Raw genomic sequence first — 16,362 nt, forward strand, 5'->3', positions numbered from 1 at the left:
AACCACCTCGCTACCTTTCCCTTTCAGGGGAGAGATGCCCACAGGGCGGAGAGAGGTCATTTCTTTTTAACCGCCTCGCTACCTTTCCCCTTTAGGGGAGAGGTGCCCACAGGGCGGAGAGAGGTCCTTTTTTTTAACCGCCTCGCTACCTTTCCCCTTCAGGGGAGAGGTGCCCACAGGTCGGAGAGAGGTTTAAATTCCTATATTTGCACCATGACCCTCCCTGAAATCCAAAAATTAGAAGAATTCTTCGCAACAGCAGAAAAGCCCGAAATCCCTTTAATGCTAAATCCTGCAACGCAGATTAACGATTACGAACATTTTTTAGAAAGTCATTTTACAGCCCTAAAACAAGATCCTGCCAGCAAGGTTAATCAACCATTACTATGGCGATTACAGGCTTTAAAACTCCTAATCGAATCCAATGCCTAATAATGTTCCTAAAATAAAATAGTATCCAACTTCGTAGAAGTTCTCGGAAAAAATCTAATTTCTAGATGTAAATTGAATACGTTAGTAAAGCATGGAAAACTACAGCATCATTATATTTATTTTAGCGGTTATGATCGGGCTTTCCGCAATTGCCGATAAAATTAAAATCCCCTATCCCGTTTTATTAATTATTGTGGGCGTTGCAATCGGTTTTATTCCCTCTTTACCTTCTATTGATTTAAATCCAGAAATTATCTTTTTAATTTTTCTACCGCCACTTTTGTATGATGCTGCCTTTAACATTTCTTTCAAGGAATTTAAAACAAACATAAGCACCATCTCTACACTGGCCATAACACTGGTTTTCTTAACGGCCATCGGCATTGCAGTGGTGGCACATTATATGATTCCAGGTATGACTTGGCCATTATCGTTTGTGCTCGGCGCAATCCTTTCGGCTACAGATGCTGTTGCAGCCATGAGCATTACCAAAGGACTTGGTTTATCGCATAAAACCAATACCATTTTAGAGGGCGAAAGTTTAATAAACGATGCCTCTGCCCTAGTCGCCTATCGCTTCTCGGTTGCAGCCGTTACCGGAACAGCTTTTGTATTTTGGAAAGCATCTTTAGAATTTGCAATCTTAATGGCTGGTGGATTTGCAGTGGGAATGGCAATGGGAACTGTACTTTCCTTTATCATTAAACGAATTCACGGAAATAGTTTGGCTACCATTAGCCTGATGCTGTTAATGCCATTTGTTACCTACCTAATAGCCGAAAACATTCACGTTTCTGGCGTTATTGCTGTCGTTACTTTAGGCTTAATCATTTCTCGTTTTAGCAATAAAATATTTCCTGTACAGCTAAAAAATCAATCCAAAAATATTTGGGATATTATCATTTTCTTATTGAATGGATTAATCTTTATTCTGATTGGCTTACAGTTTCCTTCTGTTTACAAAAGCATTGCGCCTAAAGATATTTTGCCGTACATCGGCTATTCATTAATAATTACCGTGGTTGCATTGCTACTGAGAACAATCCGTGTATTTCTTCAAAAGGGCAACCTACAAAGGGCTTTTCTCAAAGGAAAACATAAAATTAAGGAAGATGCATTGCTCGATTTTAAAAACAGTCTCATCATTAGCTGGTCTGGAATGCGGGGCATTGTTTCCCTAGCCATCGCAATTGGTTTACCCCCTAACTTTATCAAACGGTAGTGCTTTTCCACAACGCAGTGCGATAATTTTCATTTCCATTGCGGTTGTTTTATTTACGCTCGTTGGACAAGGACTCACGTTGCCTTGGTTGGTTAGAAAGTTGACAGATGAACGCTGAACAAAAAAGGGAAGCAGCAAAAGCTGTTTCCCTCTATCTAAATTACCGCTCTCAACGATGATTTTTATAAGGCGCTCACTCCTTATGAGTACAATATTAGCATCCAATTATTAAGATTTCATGAAGAAATCCTCATCAAATTAATTATTCCAAAATTAGGGTAGAAATAGATCGTGCAGGAAGTGAAACCCGATGATCTAAATGACTAATTTTTTCTGGAAGCATATTCACATCTTCAGCAGAAGTAGTTAGATACCAAGTTCCATTCTTATAATTATGAGAAGTATTTTTAAGATCGATCTTGATTTTTACATCCTTCATACCAGAGTTAATCGCAACCAAAACCAACTTTCCCATATCATCTAAGTAAGCAGAAACAAGTAGATTTTTATCTGCTTGATCTTTCGAATCGGTTAACTTTTCAGTAAGCAATCGGGTCATTCCCGGTCTAACAAACCGACTAAAATGCCCCAAAGCCCATAAGTTTTTCGTCGCCGTGAAACTTCCATCTGTAAATTCGGCATTGCCCTGCAAAGCGATAAGATGGTATCGAGTATTAACCAAAGCACTCCCAGGTTCATAAGCATTCCAAAACTGCCAAGCGGTGGCATTGCCAATAGTTAAATCTGTATGAATTACTTTGGAAAGGAATAATGCACAGTCCATAGCGCTTCTATCTGTTTTCTGTCCTTCCCTAAATCCATCGGCCAGCATAGAATATTCAGATTGCCAATAATTAACTTGGTATTTCTTTACGGTATCAGCCAAAAATTTCCGCGTATTCACCAACACGTCATCATTACTTTCGGTAAAGTAGCTATGGCCGGCAACTATTTTGGCTACATGCTTAAAATCCCCTAAATAAAAAGGGCTTTTCTTTCCAAAGAAATCTTGAATTTGATGTGATGCAGTGCTAGAACGCGAGTAAAGGTAAGTGAGCATTCCAGCTTCTGGCACAAGAATTTTACTACTTAGTTTAGCTTGATCCATTTCGGCATTCAGCGCTTTGGTTAACCTAAAAATTTCTTCGTTCCGCCAAGCACTCCCCTCCTGATCGGCTTCTCCAAACTTATGAGACCAATCCCATTGAGGTTCGTTAACCGGACTTACATAATCAAAGTGCAAACCTAATCCATCAAAATGTTTAACAACGGTTGTTAAAAATTTAGCGAAATTGCCGTAAGCATCTGCTTTTAAATTAGATTGATAATCCTTTTCTGTTTTGTAACCCAATCCGTTTTTAGTGTAATTTATTGGAGGTGAGTTTGAAAAGGCAATCAGCGTTTCTACCCCATAATTTTTGGCCTGTTGTAAAAAAAAGCGATAACCGGCCTGTTTTGTCCAATCATAAGTGCCATCCAGATTCAAAAAAGAATCCGATCTTTTTCTAAAATCCCTAATTCCACTTTTATCGCCTTGCTCCAAAGTTCCAGCGCCAATGTTAAACCGCCAAGCCGATAAACCAATACCTTTCGGCTGTCCGTTGGATTCAAATTGTTTACTAAAAAGTAGTTCTGCAATCCTTTCCTTTTTTTCTTTTGGCCAATATTTGCCAATGCCTTCAGAAAACCAACAACCCGATGAACCGATGTTTTCAATCACTTGTACCCGCTTTTTTAAATCAACTTGAAGTGTTATTACTGAATCTGGTACTTGGGTAGCGAAAACCTGTACATTCAAAAATAAGCCAATGAGCAATAGAATAATTAATTTATTCATCTGGATAATCAGGTGTTTCTGTATAAAGTTTGAAAGCAAATTAACAGCGCTAAAATCGTAAAAAAAATGCAGGGTATAATTAAATACCCTGCAATCATTCTTTGGGATTTGAAGTACCATCTAGATCGGACACCATGTGTAAATCCGTTTTGCTTATAAAATCATAGCTTTTTATTGTTCTCTCACCGCAACTTTAAAATAGCAAATTAGATCCTAATCAGGAGGTATATCGTCACCAGCCCTAAATATAATTCAAAAAATTCTTTTACGGAATACTTTAGTCTAAAAATATTTGCAATCGGGTGTAAATTGGAAATAAGCACTCTTTTTCCATCGATTTTCGCAAATAAAAAATGAACAAAATGAACTTTTCAAAACATAATCATTCCTTTATATTTACAATAGAAAACTAAATAATTATTTATGAAAAGCTCAAGAAGAGCACCATACAGTTGCGTTATCATCGATGATGACTCAATGGTGGTTAGCATCCTAACCCATTATGTTTCACTCATTGATAAAATAGAGCTGAAAGGAAGTTATACAGATCCAATCGATGCAACCGCAGCCTTTTTAAACTTTAAAAAAATAGATTTTCTTTTTATCGATATCGAAATGGGTATCTCAGGAATTGATGTTGCTAGAATGTTGAGAGACAAAGTAGCATACGTTATCTTCATTACCGGACATAGTGCCTATGCTCTCGATGCATTTTCTGAGGGCGATCGATTTCTGGTTAAGCCAGTTAACTTTGAAAAATTTATGGAAACTGTAAACAGCATCATCTCCCGCGACCGCAGTAAAAATCTTTTGGGAAAACAATCTAAAATCTAAAACCAGAAAATTAATTTCTGAAGAATCTATTTAACGTTAGAAAGATTATTTTGGGTATTTACACGGATTGTGTTTTGAAAGATATTGATTACTTTTATTAAAAAAATAAAATCTATTAAAATGAAAACAGGTACAGTAAAATTTTTTAATGAAACAAAAGGCTTCGGCTTTATTATCGATGACAGTTCTAGTGAGCAGATTTTTGTTCACGTATCAGGTTTAAGAGATCAGATCAAAGAAGGCGATAAAGTTGAATTCGACACTGAAAATGGCAAAAAAGGCATTAATGCAACAAACGTAAAAGTAGTTTAATTAACCAAATATAATTTTCAAAGAGGTGGCAATAAGGGAAACCGAGATTTAAGCTTCGACTAAACTAATCATTAGCTTATTTTATTGAAAAGATTGCCACTGATGCAGGTTATTAATTTAACCTGCATTTTTTATTTGATTTCGATAATTACTTCAATTGTAACCTTACTTTCTTTTAAACGGAAAAATAATTGGTAAATCGCCTATTCTTTATAATGTATATTTTTAATACCCTACCTTTTTATCAACTCCTCCGTTGATAAAATCATCATTATGAGTCGAATTTAATACCTTGCATAACTTGTTCATCCCCTATTACATTTAGAATCCCATTTCTTACATTAATATTGACTCCCGCAAAGCTATTGATCACCATCCCCCAGATTATTTTTGGGTTGGCGGGAAAGTGCTTTCATTTCAGTTTCAATGCCTTTATCATTTTGCTGTTTCATAAAACTTATCAGTTTATCTTTCAAGCCTTTCTTAATCTGAAAATATTGTGGATCGAGCGCAAGGTTTTTTAACTGATAAGGATCTCCTTTAACCGCATATAATTCTTCCTCAGGCCTTGTTTGATACGTACCTGCCCTTTGAGCATCCTTTTCCATCCACTGCGCAAATAGTTTAGAATTGGTAACCGTATTAGTAAATTTATTCTGATAATTTAAGTTGCGTATATATAAATAATCTGCACTTCTTACCGAACGGATTGCATAAGGTGCTTTAGCATCAAAAATGCCAACAGTTGTATTCTCTGCATAAACAAAATCACGCATGTGATTGGTTTCGCTCCTTAAAACTTTTATAAAACTTTCTCCGTCAAATCCTGTATCTCCAAAGCCATCTTTTGATCCCGTATTAATTTTTGAGGGATTTCCGCCTCCAATTTCTATTAAAGTTGGGGTAATATCTGCATATTCCAACATTGCTGGATTTCTGGATCCTGGCTTTACTTTACCCGGCCATTTAACAATCATGCCAGAATGCAGGCCCTGATCATAAAGTGTCCATTTGGAAAAAGGAAAAGAATTTCCCTGTTCAGTAACCAGCATAATTATGGTGTTTTCCTTTTGCCCTGAACGATCAACCATATCCATACAAACCCCAACTAAACTATCTAGGTAAGTAATTTCTGCAAAATAGTTGGCCATATTCTTTCTGGTTAGCTTGGTATCCAGCATGTTTGGATTTAGCTTAATTTTTTCAGGATCATATGCTTTTTGATTACCCCTTGTCCAAGGAGAATGTGGTTGGTTACTTGTAAACATCAGCAAAAATGGTTTATCTGCCGATTTACGAATGTACTCGGAAGCCTTAGTTAAATCAATATCTATTCCACTTCCGTCATCGTGATCTCTTCCACCAAGAAAATCGAATGGATAAGAAGATTCTGGCGCATAATGACGCTTACCTATTAAGGCCGTATTATAGCCAAGCTCCTGCATATAAGTTGGCAATGTTTTAATCCCATCGTAAATCATCGTGTGGTTGGGGTAAGCTCCGTTTCGAACAGGGCCAAGTCCTGTTAACAACGATTGTCGAGTTGGGGAGCAAACGGGAACCATGTTAAACATATTGTCAAGACACATTCCTTCACTTGCCAGTTTAGCCATATTGGGTGTATGTACCTGCTTACTACCAAAAGGCTCGATATCGGTCATGGTTAAATCATCAGCCATTATAAAAATAATATTTGGCTTTCTTTCCAAATGCTTCGCCGAAATGGCGGTTTTAGTAGTCATGGAAATTATTGAAATGAATACAATAACAAGAGAAAGCATGATGAAGATTAACTTCACAATTTTATTATTTTTAGTTCTCATAAGATCAATTTTTTAGGAATACCTATATCATCCCTACACTATTTTTTTCTCGAAGCCATAATTTTTTGGATCTCTTCGAAAGGCACAACGCCCACTCTATTTGCCCATGCTTCGTATTCTTTCTGCATTATTTTAACTTGCTCTGGCATCAAAGTCGATAGATCGACAAGCTCCGAACGATCTTTTGCCATATCGTAAAGCGCCCATTTATTTTGCTTGCCTGCATAGTATTCGCAAATCAATTTGAAGTTTCCAGAGCGAACGGCAGCATTTCCCTCATGTTCCCAAAAAATAGGTTTGTCGTGTATGGGTACATCATAACCCCGAATTATAGGCAACAAACTTTTTCCTTCCATCGGAAAAATCTTATTCCCTTTAAATGTTAGCGGATATTTAGCTCCAGAAACCTCTACAAGTGTAGCCATGATATCGGGTAGAAACCCAAATTGATTGGTAATTTCCCCATTCAAAGCTTTCGGGATTGCTTTAGGCCAATGAACAATTAAAGGTGTGCTAATGCCACCCTCGTTTACCCAATGTTTGTATTTTTTAAATGGCGTATTCGAAACATTTGCCCAAGATTGGCCGTAACTTAACAAGTAGCCTTTCTTAGTCTCCAAGTTTTCTTTAAGCCCTCCGCCTAGCATTCCTCCTTCTGCACATGCACCATTATCAGCTAAAAATAAAATTAATGTATTTTCAAGCGCTCCTGATTTTTCCAAGCTTTTTATCAATCTGCCAATATTCTGATCCATACGATCGATCTGGGCGGCATAAATAGACATTCTCAGATCCATTTCGTCTTGTTTTGCAGGACTCAATTTGTCCCATTCTTCTGCATCATCAGCTGTAAGTCCATCGCTTGGCTTAAGTAAACCAATTTCTCGCATACGCTGATAACGGGCTTCGCGAAGCTTTTTCCATCCCATTTTATATTTACCTCTATACTGATCAATATCGGCCTTAAAAGCCTGCAATGGCCAATGTGGACTAGTATAAGCGAGATACAAAAAGAAAGGTGCTTTTGCAGTACTGCGACTCTGATCTATAAAATTTAAGGCATTATCTGTAATAGCATCAGTAAGATAAAAATTTTCTCCCTGAGGCTTAACAGCTTCGTTCATAAAAGTAAGCCCTCTTAAACCCTCTGGATTAAAATAATTGGTAGCACCTGCTAAAATTCCATAATACTTATCGAACCCCCTTTGTAGAGGCCAACGATTTATACCATGATAACCTACGTGCCACTTGCCCGACATAAAGGTTTGATAGCCTGCAGATTTGAGTACTTCGGCAAGGGTAACACATTTATTATTCAATCCACCTTGATAACCAGGCAAATTCATTTGGAAAGCAGTACTGTCTTCAGGGTCATTAGTCATGTGGCCAATCCCGGCTTGATGAGGATAAAGACCCGTGAGCAAAGAAGCTCGTGTTGGGCAGCATCTTGCGCCATTATAAAATTGTTTAAAACGGATTCCGCCAGCAGCTAAACGATCAAGATTTGGCGTCGAAATTTCACTTCCATAACAACCAATATCAGAATAGCCCATATCATCGGCCATAATAACGATAATATTTGGAGATTTGGCAACACTCAAAACCTTAGTTGACTTTGTAATACTGAAAGCACAAATGACACATAAACTGATTCCACCCAATACAGATAAAATCGTTTTTTTGGAAAGAAATTTCATGGCCTTATCTTGTTTTAGGTAAAACGTGGCTACACAAGTAAACAATATTAAGATCGTGAGTTAAGAAAGCGGTTCCAGCAATATAATTTTTCATAGAGGATGATTAGAACAGTAAAGGAAATGTTTTTTTTTGATTAAAGCAATTGGCAGTTTTTACAGAAGCGAACCTATTTCATAATCCCTCACCAATAATAAAATGTCTTTATTGTGAGGTATTAAATGTTAAACAACTTTCAGCTGACAAACATTTACACCCGCCCATCCGTTCGTTTATTAGTACTTAAATAATATAAATTATCATGTCAATATTAGAAAATAAAGTAGCCCTTGTTTCGGGTGCGGGTTCGGGAATTGGTAGAGCCATCGCCATCACATACGCAAAAGAAGGCGCTAAAGTTGTTGTAGCCGATATCAATGAAGAACATGCAATTGAAACCGTAAATCTGATTAAAAAGGATGGTGGTAATGCGATCGCTGTAAAAGCAGATTCATCAAAAGCCGAAGAAAACAAAAGACTGATAGAAGAAGTGGTTAAACAATATGGCCGACTGGATATTGCTTGCAACAATGCCGGCATAGCCGGACCAGCAAAACCCACAGGAGATTACGAACCCGAAGAATGGGATAGAGTGATTGGATTGAACCTTAATGGTGTTTTTTATGCCTGCAAATACGAATTGCTTCAAATGGAAAAAAATGGTGGAGGTTCCATCATTAATATTGCATCCATCCACGGTCAAGTTGCCGCACCCAATAGCCCGGCCTATACAGCCTCTAAACATGCAGTTGTTGGCCTAACCAAAAATATCGCTGTAGAGTATGCTCAAAAAAACATTAGGTGTAATGCAGTTGGTCCAGGTTATATAGAAACCCCTTTACTTACCGCAAATTTAAATGGAGAGGCACTAAAAGCAATTGCCGCCAAAAGTGCCGTTAATAGATTAGGTACCGTACAAGAAATTGCCGATCTGGTTGCTTTTCTAAGTTCGGATAAATCATCTTTCACCACAGGAAGTTATATTATTGCCGACGGCGGATATACTGCGGTTTAAAAAATTATTTTGCATTTAGCAGGAAAGATCAATCTCTGTAGAGGTTGATCTTTTTATTTGAGCCAATATGCTCTGGCTTCCTTTTAATACTGTAAGCGTTAATGTATAAAAATACCGCATTGAGCATCATTGCCAGATTCATCAATTTCTGTTATTTTCGCCCTCATTAAAACCCATAGAAATGTCGATAAGCAGAGCAAACTCAACAGATGTACCATTTTTACATAAACTGATTAACAGTGCTTACCGAGGCGATGAATCTAAAAAAGGCTGGACCACAGAAGCAGAAATTTTAGGCGGTATTCGAATCGACGAACAAACCTTAAAAAATTATTTCGACAAGGCGCACATCCGTATCCTAAAATACAACGACACTAATGGTGTCATTTTGGGAACCGTATATCTCGAGCTTAAAAAACCAGAAGTCTATTTAGGCTTATTTGCCGTTTCGCCCACGCTCCAAGCGAAGGGCATTGGGAAGGCATTACTTCAAGAAGCCGAAGCATATGCGTTGGCAAATGGATGCGATAGGATTGCAATAAGCGTAATCAGCAGTAGAATAGAATTAATAGAATGGTATAAAAGGAATGGATATATCATCACCGGTACTTCCATCGCCTTTGAAGAAATTGAGGGGCGCTTTGGCGAACCCAAACAAAACGATATTGTACTTATTGGAATGGAAAAGCATTTATCTCAATAACGGAAAATGATGATCAAGAAAGCTGAACACGCACCACAAAAACCTGGAGCAGTTTCGGTTTATCAGGCATATAAGGAGCTTACCTAACACAACAAACCCAGCCATATGGAAAACCATCCACTAATCCTGACTCTTCGCCTCGATCCAGAAAGCCAGCAGTTCTTTGACCAGATGCGGACGGAACACTTCCCCCCCGAACGCAATTTTCTGCGGGCACATTTAACGCTGTTCCATCACTTAAAAAACGAACCTCAAACCACCAGAGTGCTGCAAGCTATTGATCAACAAGCCTTTTCGATCAAGATAACCGGAATGAAATTCTTAGGTGCAGGCGTGGCCTATGCCATAGAAAGCCTCGAACTTCAAGAAATCAGGAATCACCTTGCCCGAGCATTCAAGGAAACCCTAATTCCTCAAGATCTTCAAGGCTACCGCCCACACATTACCGTTCAGAACAAAGTAACCCCTGCGCAGGCAAAATCCCTCTTGCAAAGCCTTAGCGAAAACTTCGAACCCTTTAGCGCAACGGCCATAGGCCTAGACCTTTGGCACTATTTAGGAGGCCCATGGGAACACCACAGCAGTTATACTTTCGGCAGCTAATAATTTGTGGTAATGATACATCAGCTTACAGAATTGATAGAATTCCCGAAATACAAATGATCACCATTAGCTTTAAGTACTAGAAATAACTTTGTTTAACCCAATAATATGGGTCGCTTTACCATCCGCATCATACATCGGCTTGCCATAAGCTCTAATGCGGTGTAGAGTTCCATCTCTCCACTTTACCTCATATTCTGCTTGATAAATACCTTTATTTAAAATAGCATCACTAACCGCTTTTTTTATCAGTTGCCTGTATTTGGGGAGCATTGCGTTGAAAATATCAGGATAACTAAATGCCTCCTCGCTCAAAAAGCCATAATTAGCCTTTAGCTGTGCGTTGGATTGCATTATTCCGGTTTCAAATTCAACTATCGTATAACCCATTCCAGTGTCCTCTATGGCGTTCATCAGCACTTCATTTGCCTCACGGGCAATCTGACTGAGAATTACCTGCTCAGTAACATCGGCAAGAATGAACATAATGTTCTGAGACTCGTCTCCCATTCTGCCCACAAGCTGCAGCGAGAGATCGGCATAAATATTTCTGTACCCTTCAGCGTGATGGATTTTTACTTTAGCGCCCTTTAAATGGTAAGCATTTGAATTGGCTTGAACTAAATCTAGTGTCTTACAAGCAGCCTTTCCGTTAATCTGGCTGATCAGTGTTTCCAGCTTTACCCCGATTAGCTCGCTACCCTTTCCGAAAACATGATTAAGTGCCTCATTTGCCTGCCAGATAATCTTTTCTTCAAAAGAACAAATTCCAATGGCAACAGGCGTATATTTAAAGAGTAGCTCATAACTATCCAGTACATTTTCCAAGGTGCTGTTCGCTTTGGCAATCTGATCGTTGTAGCCGGTTAAAAGCATATTTCTAGCAGTTATCTTTTTATTGGCTTCAATTAATGCTTCATTGCTTTTTCTAATAGATTGATCCTCTAATCTTACAAGCCTTGATTCAACCAGCCCAACAACAGTTTTTGCCAGCTTTCTCATAATTTCCTGTTTTTTTTCGCTAAAAGCAGAAACCCTTTTACTTCCCATTAACGCTAAACTTCCTACAATATGACCGTCGGAGATGACTAGTGGTACTGCTGCAAAAAAAGAGACGTTATGCATACTGTAGAAAAAATCTCTGTGTTCTACCAAACTTTCCGAAACCACAATATCCTCTTGCTGGCCAGTTAAATCTAGCATACTTCCCTTTCTAGGCTCAGAATCCTTTCCCGAAAACCCAATGTTGGCCTTATAGAAAATCTCATCTCTACCAATGAACGAAATTAAACAGATTGGGAGATCAAAAATGGTACAGGCAAGAGTAGCCAAGTTATCAAAGGCATCTTCTGCAGGGGTGTCGAGTATTTTGTAGCGATCAAGTACAGAGAGTCTTACCTGTTCGTTATCCCCCGATAAGAGATTTTCAGTTGATTTTTTCATTATTTGTACCCGCATTACCTTGGCAAGTTTGTTATAAACAAACAAGCTCTGTTCTTGTTTTAGTGGCTAACCTGCATAAATCAATTATTTTCCGCCTTGTGCTCAATCCTCAATACTATGGCCGAAAATGTTTTTTTACAGGATATTTTTACTGCGAGATAGAGTCAATGTGCTCCGATTGATCCATTTAAAAACTAGTTATGGATCTGGTTTAAAATTTTCAATTGACTGATTCCTTTACAATCCACCACAGCCAGATAATCCAAATGCAAGTCTTAATGCGTTGGTAAGGCACCTAAAAGAAATTGTGGTTAAATTAACATTACAGCCCAGTAAGATTCAGGCTCACCAAGTATTTCTATTATTAACACCTACATCAGCAGATGCGGTAAAACATCTCTAAAACCTAAAATTTAGGATCAAAGTTGAAATAAATCGGATTTGATAAGCTAACCATATTTTCGCTTAATGCCATTGATTTTGGAACCTGAGGATAGTCTGTATTCTTACCTTCCACAACCACCCGATAATATGTTCGTCCGTTAACATCTGGTGTGTCTGTAAATTCTGTTATAGGAACTTTGCCTTTAATCTGATAGACATTAAGTTGTTTTCCATTTTTAATAACGGTTACCTTATAGGTTTCTTCTGGCAAAGTATTGCCAATCAATTGAACTTGAAATTTGACAGGCCTACCTGTTGAAACGGCATTATCGCCCATCATCATTTCAAAATTTCCATTTCCTTTTGGGTCTGCATAAAATTCAACTCGAGGGTTAAAAGGATTTGAACTTACTGAAACCTTGCCCCGATTTAAAGCTTCAATAATAGCAGTTAAACTACGTTCTTTTGCAAAAACCCAAGTGGTTGGTGTGCCTACATAATTAAATTCTGCTTGATAGGTGTTTGGTCCCGACTTTTCTGATCCAGTTGGAACGCCATGGTGCGCATCACTTCCTCCCCTGCCAGTCATCATTCTGCCCGAAGAAAGCATATCATCCCAAATCATTATGGCATTTGCATTTTTTGCCCACATGGCAGAATTCCATACTTCTATTGACTGAACCAAATCATAGGAAAATCCAAAGTTATCTTTACCGCTGGGATGATTGGCAGATAAGTGGATATTTAATGATTTTTTAACCTTGCCAATATTTACGTCACGATCATCTCTTACATCGAACAGTCTTTGATGGTTATATGACTTATCAGAAAAAACATTCCCATGGCCTCTAGTCGTCGTCCATTCGGCACCATAGAGCAAAAGCAATGAATCTGATTTGAATTCTGGATCTGCCCAAGTATGGTGAGCAACATCTCCATTAACATGATTATCATGATCGGTTATGCACAAATAGTCCATGCCAACTAACTTTGAAAAGTTTATGATTTTCGCAACCGAATTATTTGATGACTCGGTACTATGCCTAGAATGCACATGCAAATCGCCTTTCAGCCAAACGCCCGATGCATTTACTATTGGAACAGGCAATCTGTTATCTTGTGCAAAAACACAATCAACATTTAGCAGTAGAACGGCAATTATTAAGAAACCGTAATATTTTGAATATAAAAGCATTAGGAAATTATAAATTTAAAAACGCACCTGTAAAAATCAGGTACTTGATTATTTGTTCAATACTGAATATGTTTGATTTTTTACTCCTGCCTAATCCTCTAAACACCCAACTTTCAATAAAGATTTTCTGCTAAAGTCTGCGCTTACTTTTTAAATAGCGGGTTCTCTCTAAAATATTTACCATCAGCAAAGCTAACCACATAATCAGATTTGAAATGAGTGCTTTTTTTATAATAGTCTGTTGTTATAATCTGAGCTCCAGATTTACACGCAGCCTCAAAATCGCTAAAGTCATTTTTACGGGCCTGTTTCGTATCGCTGTCGGCTCTGGTTCTTACCAGATAACCTTTTTTAACGAGTACTGGAATTTGCACGTCCGTTGGATTATTTCTGATCATAAAAGCAGCTTCGGGCGTTCCGGCATCTGCATTTGCAAAAAGAACACGTTGAGCTAACGAGGCATGGCCATTTATATAGAGAGATCGCTTTTTTCCGATTGCATCCAGCACGAAAATAAATTTACCCTTGGCCTTGCTTAACTTTGGCCAGTTACCGGTAAGAACAGCTTCTTCCAAAGTTTTATATTTGCCCCTTACCTCATCGGGTGTTATAATATGCTCTTTGCCTAAATTTTCAAGAACTGTAGCATCCAGCTCATCAAAAGTATTTGCTGTAAATACTTCTGGCTGAGTAAATCCCTTACGTTTTATGGAGTCATCTTTTGCCTCAAGGGTAATGAAAACCGGCGTATGTTGAGGATTATTTTCCGACCATTTTTTAAGCTGTTGCAAAGCAGATTTAAGTGAAAGTGCAGAAGATCTGAAATCAAAATCTGGCACATGCAAAACTTTAAATCCAGGCTTATCCATTTCACCTTTGCCATCAAATTCTGGCTGGCCCTTAACCAATTCTAATCCCTTTGGATGAGCATATTTACCACCTTTTTCATCCGCATAAACATCAATCTCCAAATTTCGAAGCCCCATGTTCAATTGCTCGGCCATACCAAGGTGTTCGTAATCTAAGCTCTTAGCGGTAGCAGAATCTGAAGCGCTGATTAATTTAAATAAAGCCGGATCAATGGCTTGTTTGTAACTATTATGGGAACCGATAACCTGAATCTCATTTATCGGCAAATCTTCCCTTTTAGAAATTAAGGCTATCGCTGGCAGAACCAACAATAAACCAACGCAGGTTATCAGTCTCATGTTTTTAGTTTTTGAATGGAAAAATTAGTAACCCGGATTCTGTTTTAAATTTGTATTCAACTTTAATTCATTTGCAGGAATTGGATAAATCCTTCTGGTTAAATCCTTATTCATAAACAATACATCATTTGGTAACGGGTATTCGGTTTCGAATTGTCCGAAACGAATTAGATCGTTTCTTCTCCAAGCTTCCCAGCTAAATTCGCGTGCTCGCTCATCCAACAAAGTGTTTAATGTTACCGTGGATGCAACTGCAGCACCGGCACGATTTCTTATTTTATTTACAAGGATTAAAGGGGTTTGCAACTCGCCGTTAACGGTTGTTGCGGCCGCACCTCGTAAAATTGCTTCTGCTTTCATCAACATAACATCTGCTAAACGCAGAACAGGCATATCGTTTCCATTTAACCTAGTTGCTTGTATTGCGTTAACGTCTGGCCAGTATTTAACCGAGCGTACACCTTTTGCTTGGTCGGCAACTGTATTGCCCAAATCCATTGGCTTACCCGGTTTCAAAATTAAATCAGGCGTAATTTCAATTTGATTTGTTGTACCCGCTACAAAAACAGGCTTGGTTAAATCAGGTTTGCGGTTAGCATCTGGTGCATATTGTTTACCAATTAACCAGAAGCTGTTGCGAATATCGTTTGTTAAATTAAAGCGATTGTAATAATCAGGCGTAGTGCTCATTGCAATACTAAACCCAACATTTATACCGTAAGCAGGTGCCAGTGCAGGATAAAATCCAAATCTGGTCATCTGATTACCCGGAATCTGCTGATCGTAAGGAATGGCAAATATGGTTTCATTAATTTGTGGCCCGTTATTTACGTCGAAAATATCGCTATACTTTACATCTAATGCGTAGTTGCTATTTTTCAAAATATTATCAGCCATTACTACTGCATCCGTATATCTCGCTTTTCCTGTATAAACTTCAGCATTAAGATACATTTTCTCCAATAAGGCATAAGCCATCGCCTGCGTTGGCCTGCCATACACTAAAATGCGGTTGTTGTTATCCTTTACCGGCAATTGTGCAACAACGCTCAAAAGCTCTTTTTCAATAAATCCGAAAACCTTTTCACGGGTTTGATTCCCTGGAAGTGTGCTTACAGGAAAAGTATCGATTATGGGAACATTACCGTATAAATCCATCATAAAATAATAGTAAAGCGCCCTCATTGCTTTTACTTCTGCCAAACTACTAGCCTTTGAAGCATCAGAAACCGACGATTCATTGGTTAGGTTTATTAGGCGGTTACAGTTGTTTATGCCCCCAAAACCCCACTGCCAGATATCTCTAACATTTGGATGATCGATTGTCCAGGTGTGGTAATGGAGCTGGCGATACTGACCGCCATCATCAAAGTTTCCATCGCGTGCCGGTATAATTGCCGCATCACCAGAAAGCTCCTGCATTCTCCAATAGGGAACGCCATATTGAGAAGAAAGATTAGAATACATGGTACCAAAAAGAGCCGCGTAATCTGAGTTGGTGTATGGAAAATTATCCTTAACGTATTGTGATTCTACATCGACATCAAGCTTACTGCAAGATTCGAAAACCATGAGGCAAGCCAGAATATTAAATAAGATTATAAACTTTTTCATTTT

General features: G+C 38.3%; 14 protein-coding genes. 7 read left to right on the plus strand and 7 right to left on the minus strand.

What is annotated here, in order from left to right; all coding sequences use genetic code 11:
* Positions 1 to 213: 213 nt before the first annotated feature.
* Positions 214 to 432 carry a DUF6965 family protein gene (locus H7U22_RS10650; RefSeq protein WP_187071345.1) on the plus strand — a complete coding sequence of 73 codons (219 nt, stop codon included), beginning with the start codon at positions 214 to 216 and terminating at the stop codon, positions 430 to 432.
* Positions 433 to 523: 91 nt separating this feature from the next.
* Positions 524 to 1,654 carry a cation:proton antiporter gene (locus tag H7U22_RS10655; protein WP_222621835.1) on the plus strand — a complete coding sequence of 377 codons (1,131 nt, stop codon included), beginning with the start codon at positions 524 to 526 and terminating at the stop codon, positions 1,652 to 1,654.
* A gap of 262 nt (positions 1,655 to 1,916) precedes the next feature.
* Here the strand turns inward: H7U22_RS10655 and H7U22_RS10660 are convergent, their stop codons facing one another.
* Positions 1,917 to 3,491, minus strand: a complete 1,575-nt coding sequence (locus H7U22_RS10660) for a glycoside hydrolase (protein WP_187071346.1) — start codon at positions 3,489 to 3,491, stop codon at positions 1,917 to 1,919.
* Positions 3,492 to 3,914: 423 nt separating this feature from the next.
* On the opposite strand from H7U22_RS10660, the gene H7U22_RS10665 reads away from it, so the two are divergent.
* Positions 3,915 to 4,325, plus strand: a complete 411-nt coding sequence (locus tag H7U22_RS10665) for a LytR/AlgR family response regulator transcription factor (RefSeq protein ID WP_187071347.1) — start codon at positions 3,915 to 3,917, stop codon at positions 4,323 to 4,325.
* 120 nt (positions 4,326 to 4,445) lie between these two features.
* Positions 4,446 to 4,637, plus strand: coding sequence for a cold-shock protein (locus H7U22_RS10670; RefSeq protein WP_187071348.1), 192 nt, complete (start codon positions 4,446 to 4,448; stop codon positions 4,635 to 4,637).
* A 362-nt stretch (positions 4,638 to 4,999) separates the two neighbouring features.
* Here the strand turns inward: H7U22_RS10670 and H7U22_RS10675 are convergent, their stop codons facing one another.
* Complete coding sequence (locus H7U22_RS10675) at positions 5,000 to 6,460, minus strand: sulfatase family protein (protein WP_187071349.1); 1,461 nt, start codon at positions 6,458 to 6,460, stop codon at positions 5,000 to 5,002.
* A 38-nt stretch (positions 6,461 to 6,498) separates the two neighbouring features.
* The gene (locus H7U22_RS10680) at positions 6,499 to 8,157 is read right to left on the minus strand and encodes an arylsulfatase (protein ID WP_187071350.1); all 1,659 of its coding nucleotides are present in this window, start codon (positions 8,155 to 8,157) and stop codon (positions 6,499 to 6,501) included.
* Between the two features lie 299 nt (positions 8,158 to 8,456).
* On the opposite strand from H7U22_RS10680, the gene H7U22_RS10685 reads away from it, so the two are divergent.
* From H7U22_RS10685 to H7U22_RS10695, 3 genes are all read left to right on the plus strand, one after another.
* Positions 8,457 to 9,209: an SDR family NAD(P)-dependent oxidoreductase gene (locus H7U22_RS10685; protein WP_187071351.1), complete on the plus strand. Its 753-nt coding sequence runs from the start codon at positions 8,457 to 8,459 to the stop codon at positions 9,207 to 9,209.
* A gap of 181 nt (positions 9,210 to 9,390) precedes the next feature.
* On the plus strand, positions 9,391 to 9,912 hold the full coding sequence (locus H7U22_RS10690; RefSeq protein ID WP_187071352.1) for a GNAT family N-acetyltransferase: 522 nt from the start codon (positions 9,391 to 9,393) through the stop codon (positions 9,910 to 9,912).
* A 105-nt stretch (positions 9,913 to 10,017) separates the two neighbouring features.
* Positions 10,018 to 10,515 (plus strand): 2'-5' RNA ligase family protein, encoded by a 498-nt coding sequence (locus H7U22_RS10695; RefSeq protein ID WP_187071353.1) that lies wholly within the window; start codon positions 10,018 to 10,020, stop codon positions 10,513 to 10,515.
* Between the two features lie 72 nt (positions 10,516 to 10,587).
* On the opposite strand, the gene H7U22_RS10700 is transcribed toward H7U22_RS10695, so the two are convergent.
* The 4 genes from H7U22_RS10700 to H7U22_RS10715 form a co-directional block, all read right to left on the minus strand.
* Positions 10,588 to 11,958: a PAS domain-containing protein gene (locus H7U22_RS10700; protein ID WP_187071354.1), complete on the minus strand. Its 1,371-nt coding sequence runs from the start codon at positions 11,956 to 11,958 to the stop codon at positions 10,588 to 10,590.
* Positions 11,959 to 12,364: 406 nt separating this feature from the next.
* On the minus strand, positions 12,365 to 13,537 hold the full coding sequence (locus H7U22_RS10705; protein ID WP_187071355.1) for a CehA/McbA family metallohydrolase: 1,173 nt from the start codon (positions 13,535 to 13,537) through the stop codon (positions 12,365 to 12,367).
* 143 nt (positions 13,538 to 13,680) lie between these two features.
* Complete coding sequence (locus tag H7U22_RS10710; RefSeq protein ID WP_187071356.1) at positions 13,681 to 14,745, minus strand: phosphatidylinositol-specific phospholipase C1-like protein; 1,065 nt, start codon at positions 14,743 to 14,745, stop codon at positions 13,681 to 13,683.
* A gap of 24 nt (positions 14,746 to 14,769) precedes the next feature.
* Positions 14,770 to 16,359, minus strand: a complete 1,590-nt coding sequence (locus H7U22_RS10715; protein WP_187071357.1) for a RagB/SusD family nutrient uptake outer membrane protein — start codon at positions 16,357 to 16,359, stop codon at positions 14,770 to 14,772.
* Positions 16,360 to 16,362 lie beyond the last annotated feature (3 nt).

The organism is Pedobacter fastidiosus (assembly GCF_014306625.1).
GTDB lineage: Bacteria > Bacteroidota > Bacteroidia > Sphingobacteriales > Sphingobacteriaceae > Pedobacter > Pedobacter fastidiosus.

Bases quoted from the DNA above. Each gene is read 5' to 3' on its own strand.
- H7U22_RS10670 (WP_187071348.1), top strand. From the start codon at position 4,446: ATGAAAACAGGTACAGTAAAATTTTTTAATGAAACAAAAGGCTTCGGC.
- H7U22_RS10675 (WP_187071349.1), bottom strand. From the start codon at position 6,460: ATGAGAACTAAAAATAATAAAATTGTGAAGTTAATCTTCATCATGCTT.
- H7U22_RS10660 (WP_187071346.1), bottom strand. From the start codon at position 3,491: ATGAATAAATTAATTATTCTATTGCTCATTGGCTTATTTTTGAATGTA.
- H7U22_RS10695 (WP_187071353.1), top strand. From the start codon at position 10,018: ATGGAAAACCATCCACTAATCCTGACTCTTCGCCTCGATCCAGAAAGC.
- H7U22_RS10705 (WP_187071355.1), bottom strand. From the start codon at position 13,537: ATGCTTTTATATTCAAAATATTACGGTTTCTTAATAATTGCCGTTCTA.
- H7U22_RS10710 (WP_187071356.1), bottom strand. From the start codon at position 14,745: ATGAGACTGATAACCTGCGTTGGTTTATTGTTGGTTCTGCCAGCGATA.
- H7U22_RS10665 (WP_187071347.1), top strand. From the start codon at position 3,915: ATGAAAAGCTCAAGAAGAGCACCATACAGTTGCGTTATCATCGATGAT.
- H7U22_RS10715 (WP_187071357.1), bottom strand. From the start codon at position 16,359: ATGAAAAAGTTTATAATCTTATTTAATATTCTGGCTTGCCTCATGGTT.
- H7U22_RS10655 (WP_222621835.1), top strand. From the start codon at position 524: ATGGAAAACTACAGCATCATTATATTTATTTTAGCGGTTATGATCGGG.
- H7U22_RS10650 (WP_187071345.1), top strand. From the start codon at position 214: ATGACCCTCCCTGAAATCCAAAAATTAGAAGAATTCTTCGCAACAGCA.
- H7U22_RS10700 (WP_187071354.1), bottom strand. From the start codon at position 11,958: ATGAAAAAATCAACTGAAAATCTCTTATCGGGGGATAACGAACAGGTA.
- H7U22_RS10685 (WP_187071351.1), top strand. From the start codon at position 8,457: ATGTCAATATTAGAAAATAAAGTAGCCCTTGTTTCGGGTGCGGGTTCG.
- H7U22_RS10690 (WP_187071352.1), top strand. From the start codon at position 9,391: ATGTCGATAAGCAGAGCAAACTCAACAGATGTACCATTTTTACATAAA.
- H7U22_RS10680 (WP_187071350.1), bottom strand. From the start codon at position 8,157: ATGAAATTTCTTTCCAAAAAAACGATTTTATCTGTATTGGGTGGAATC.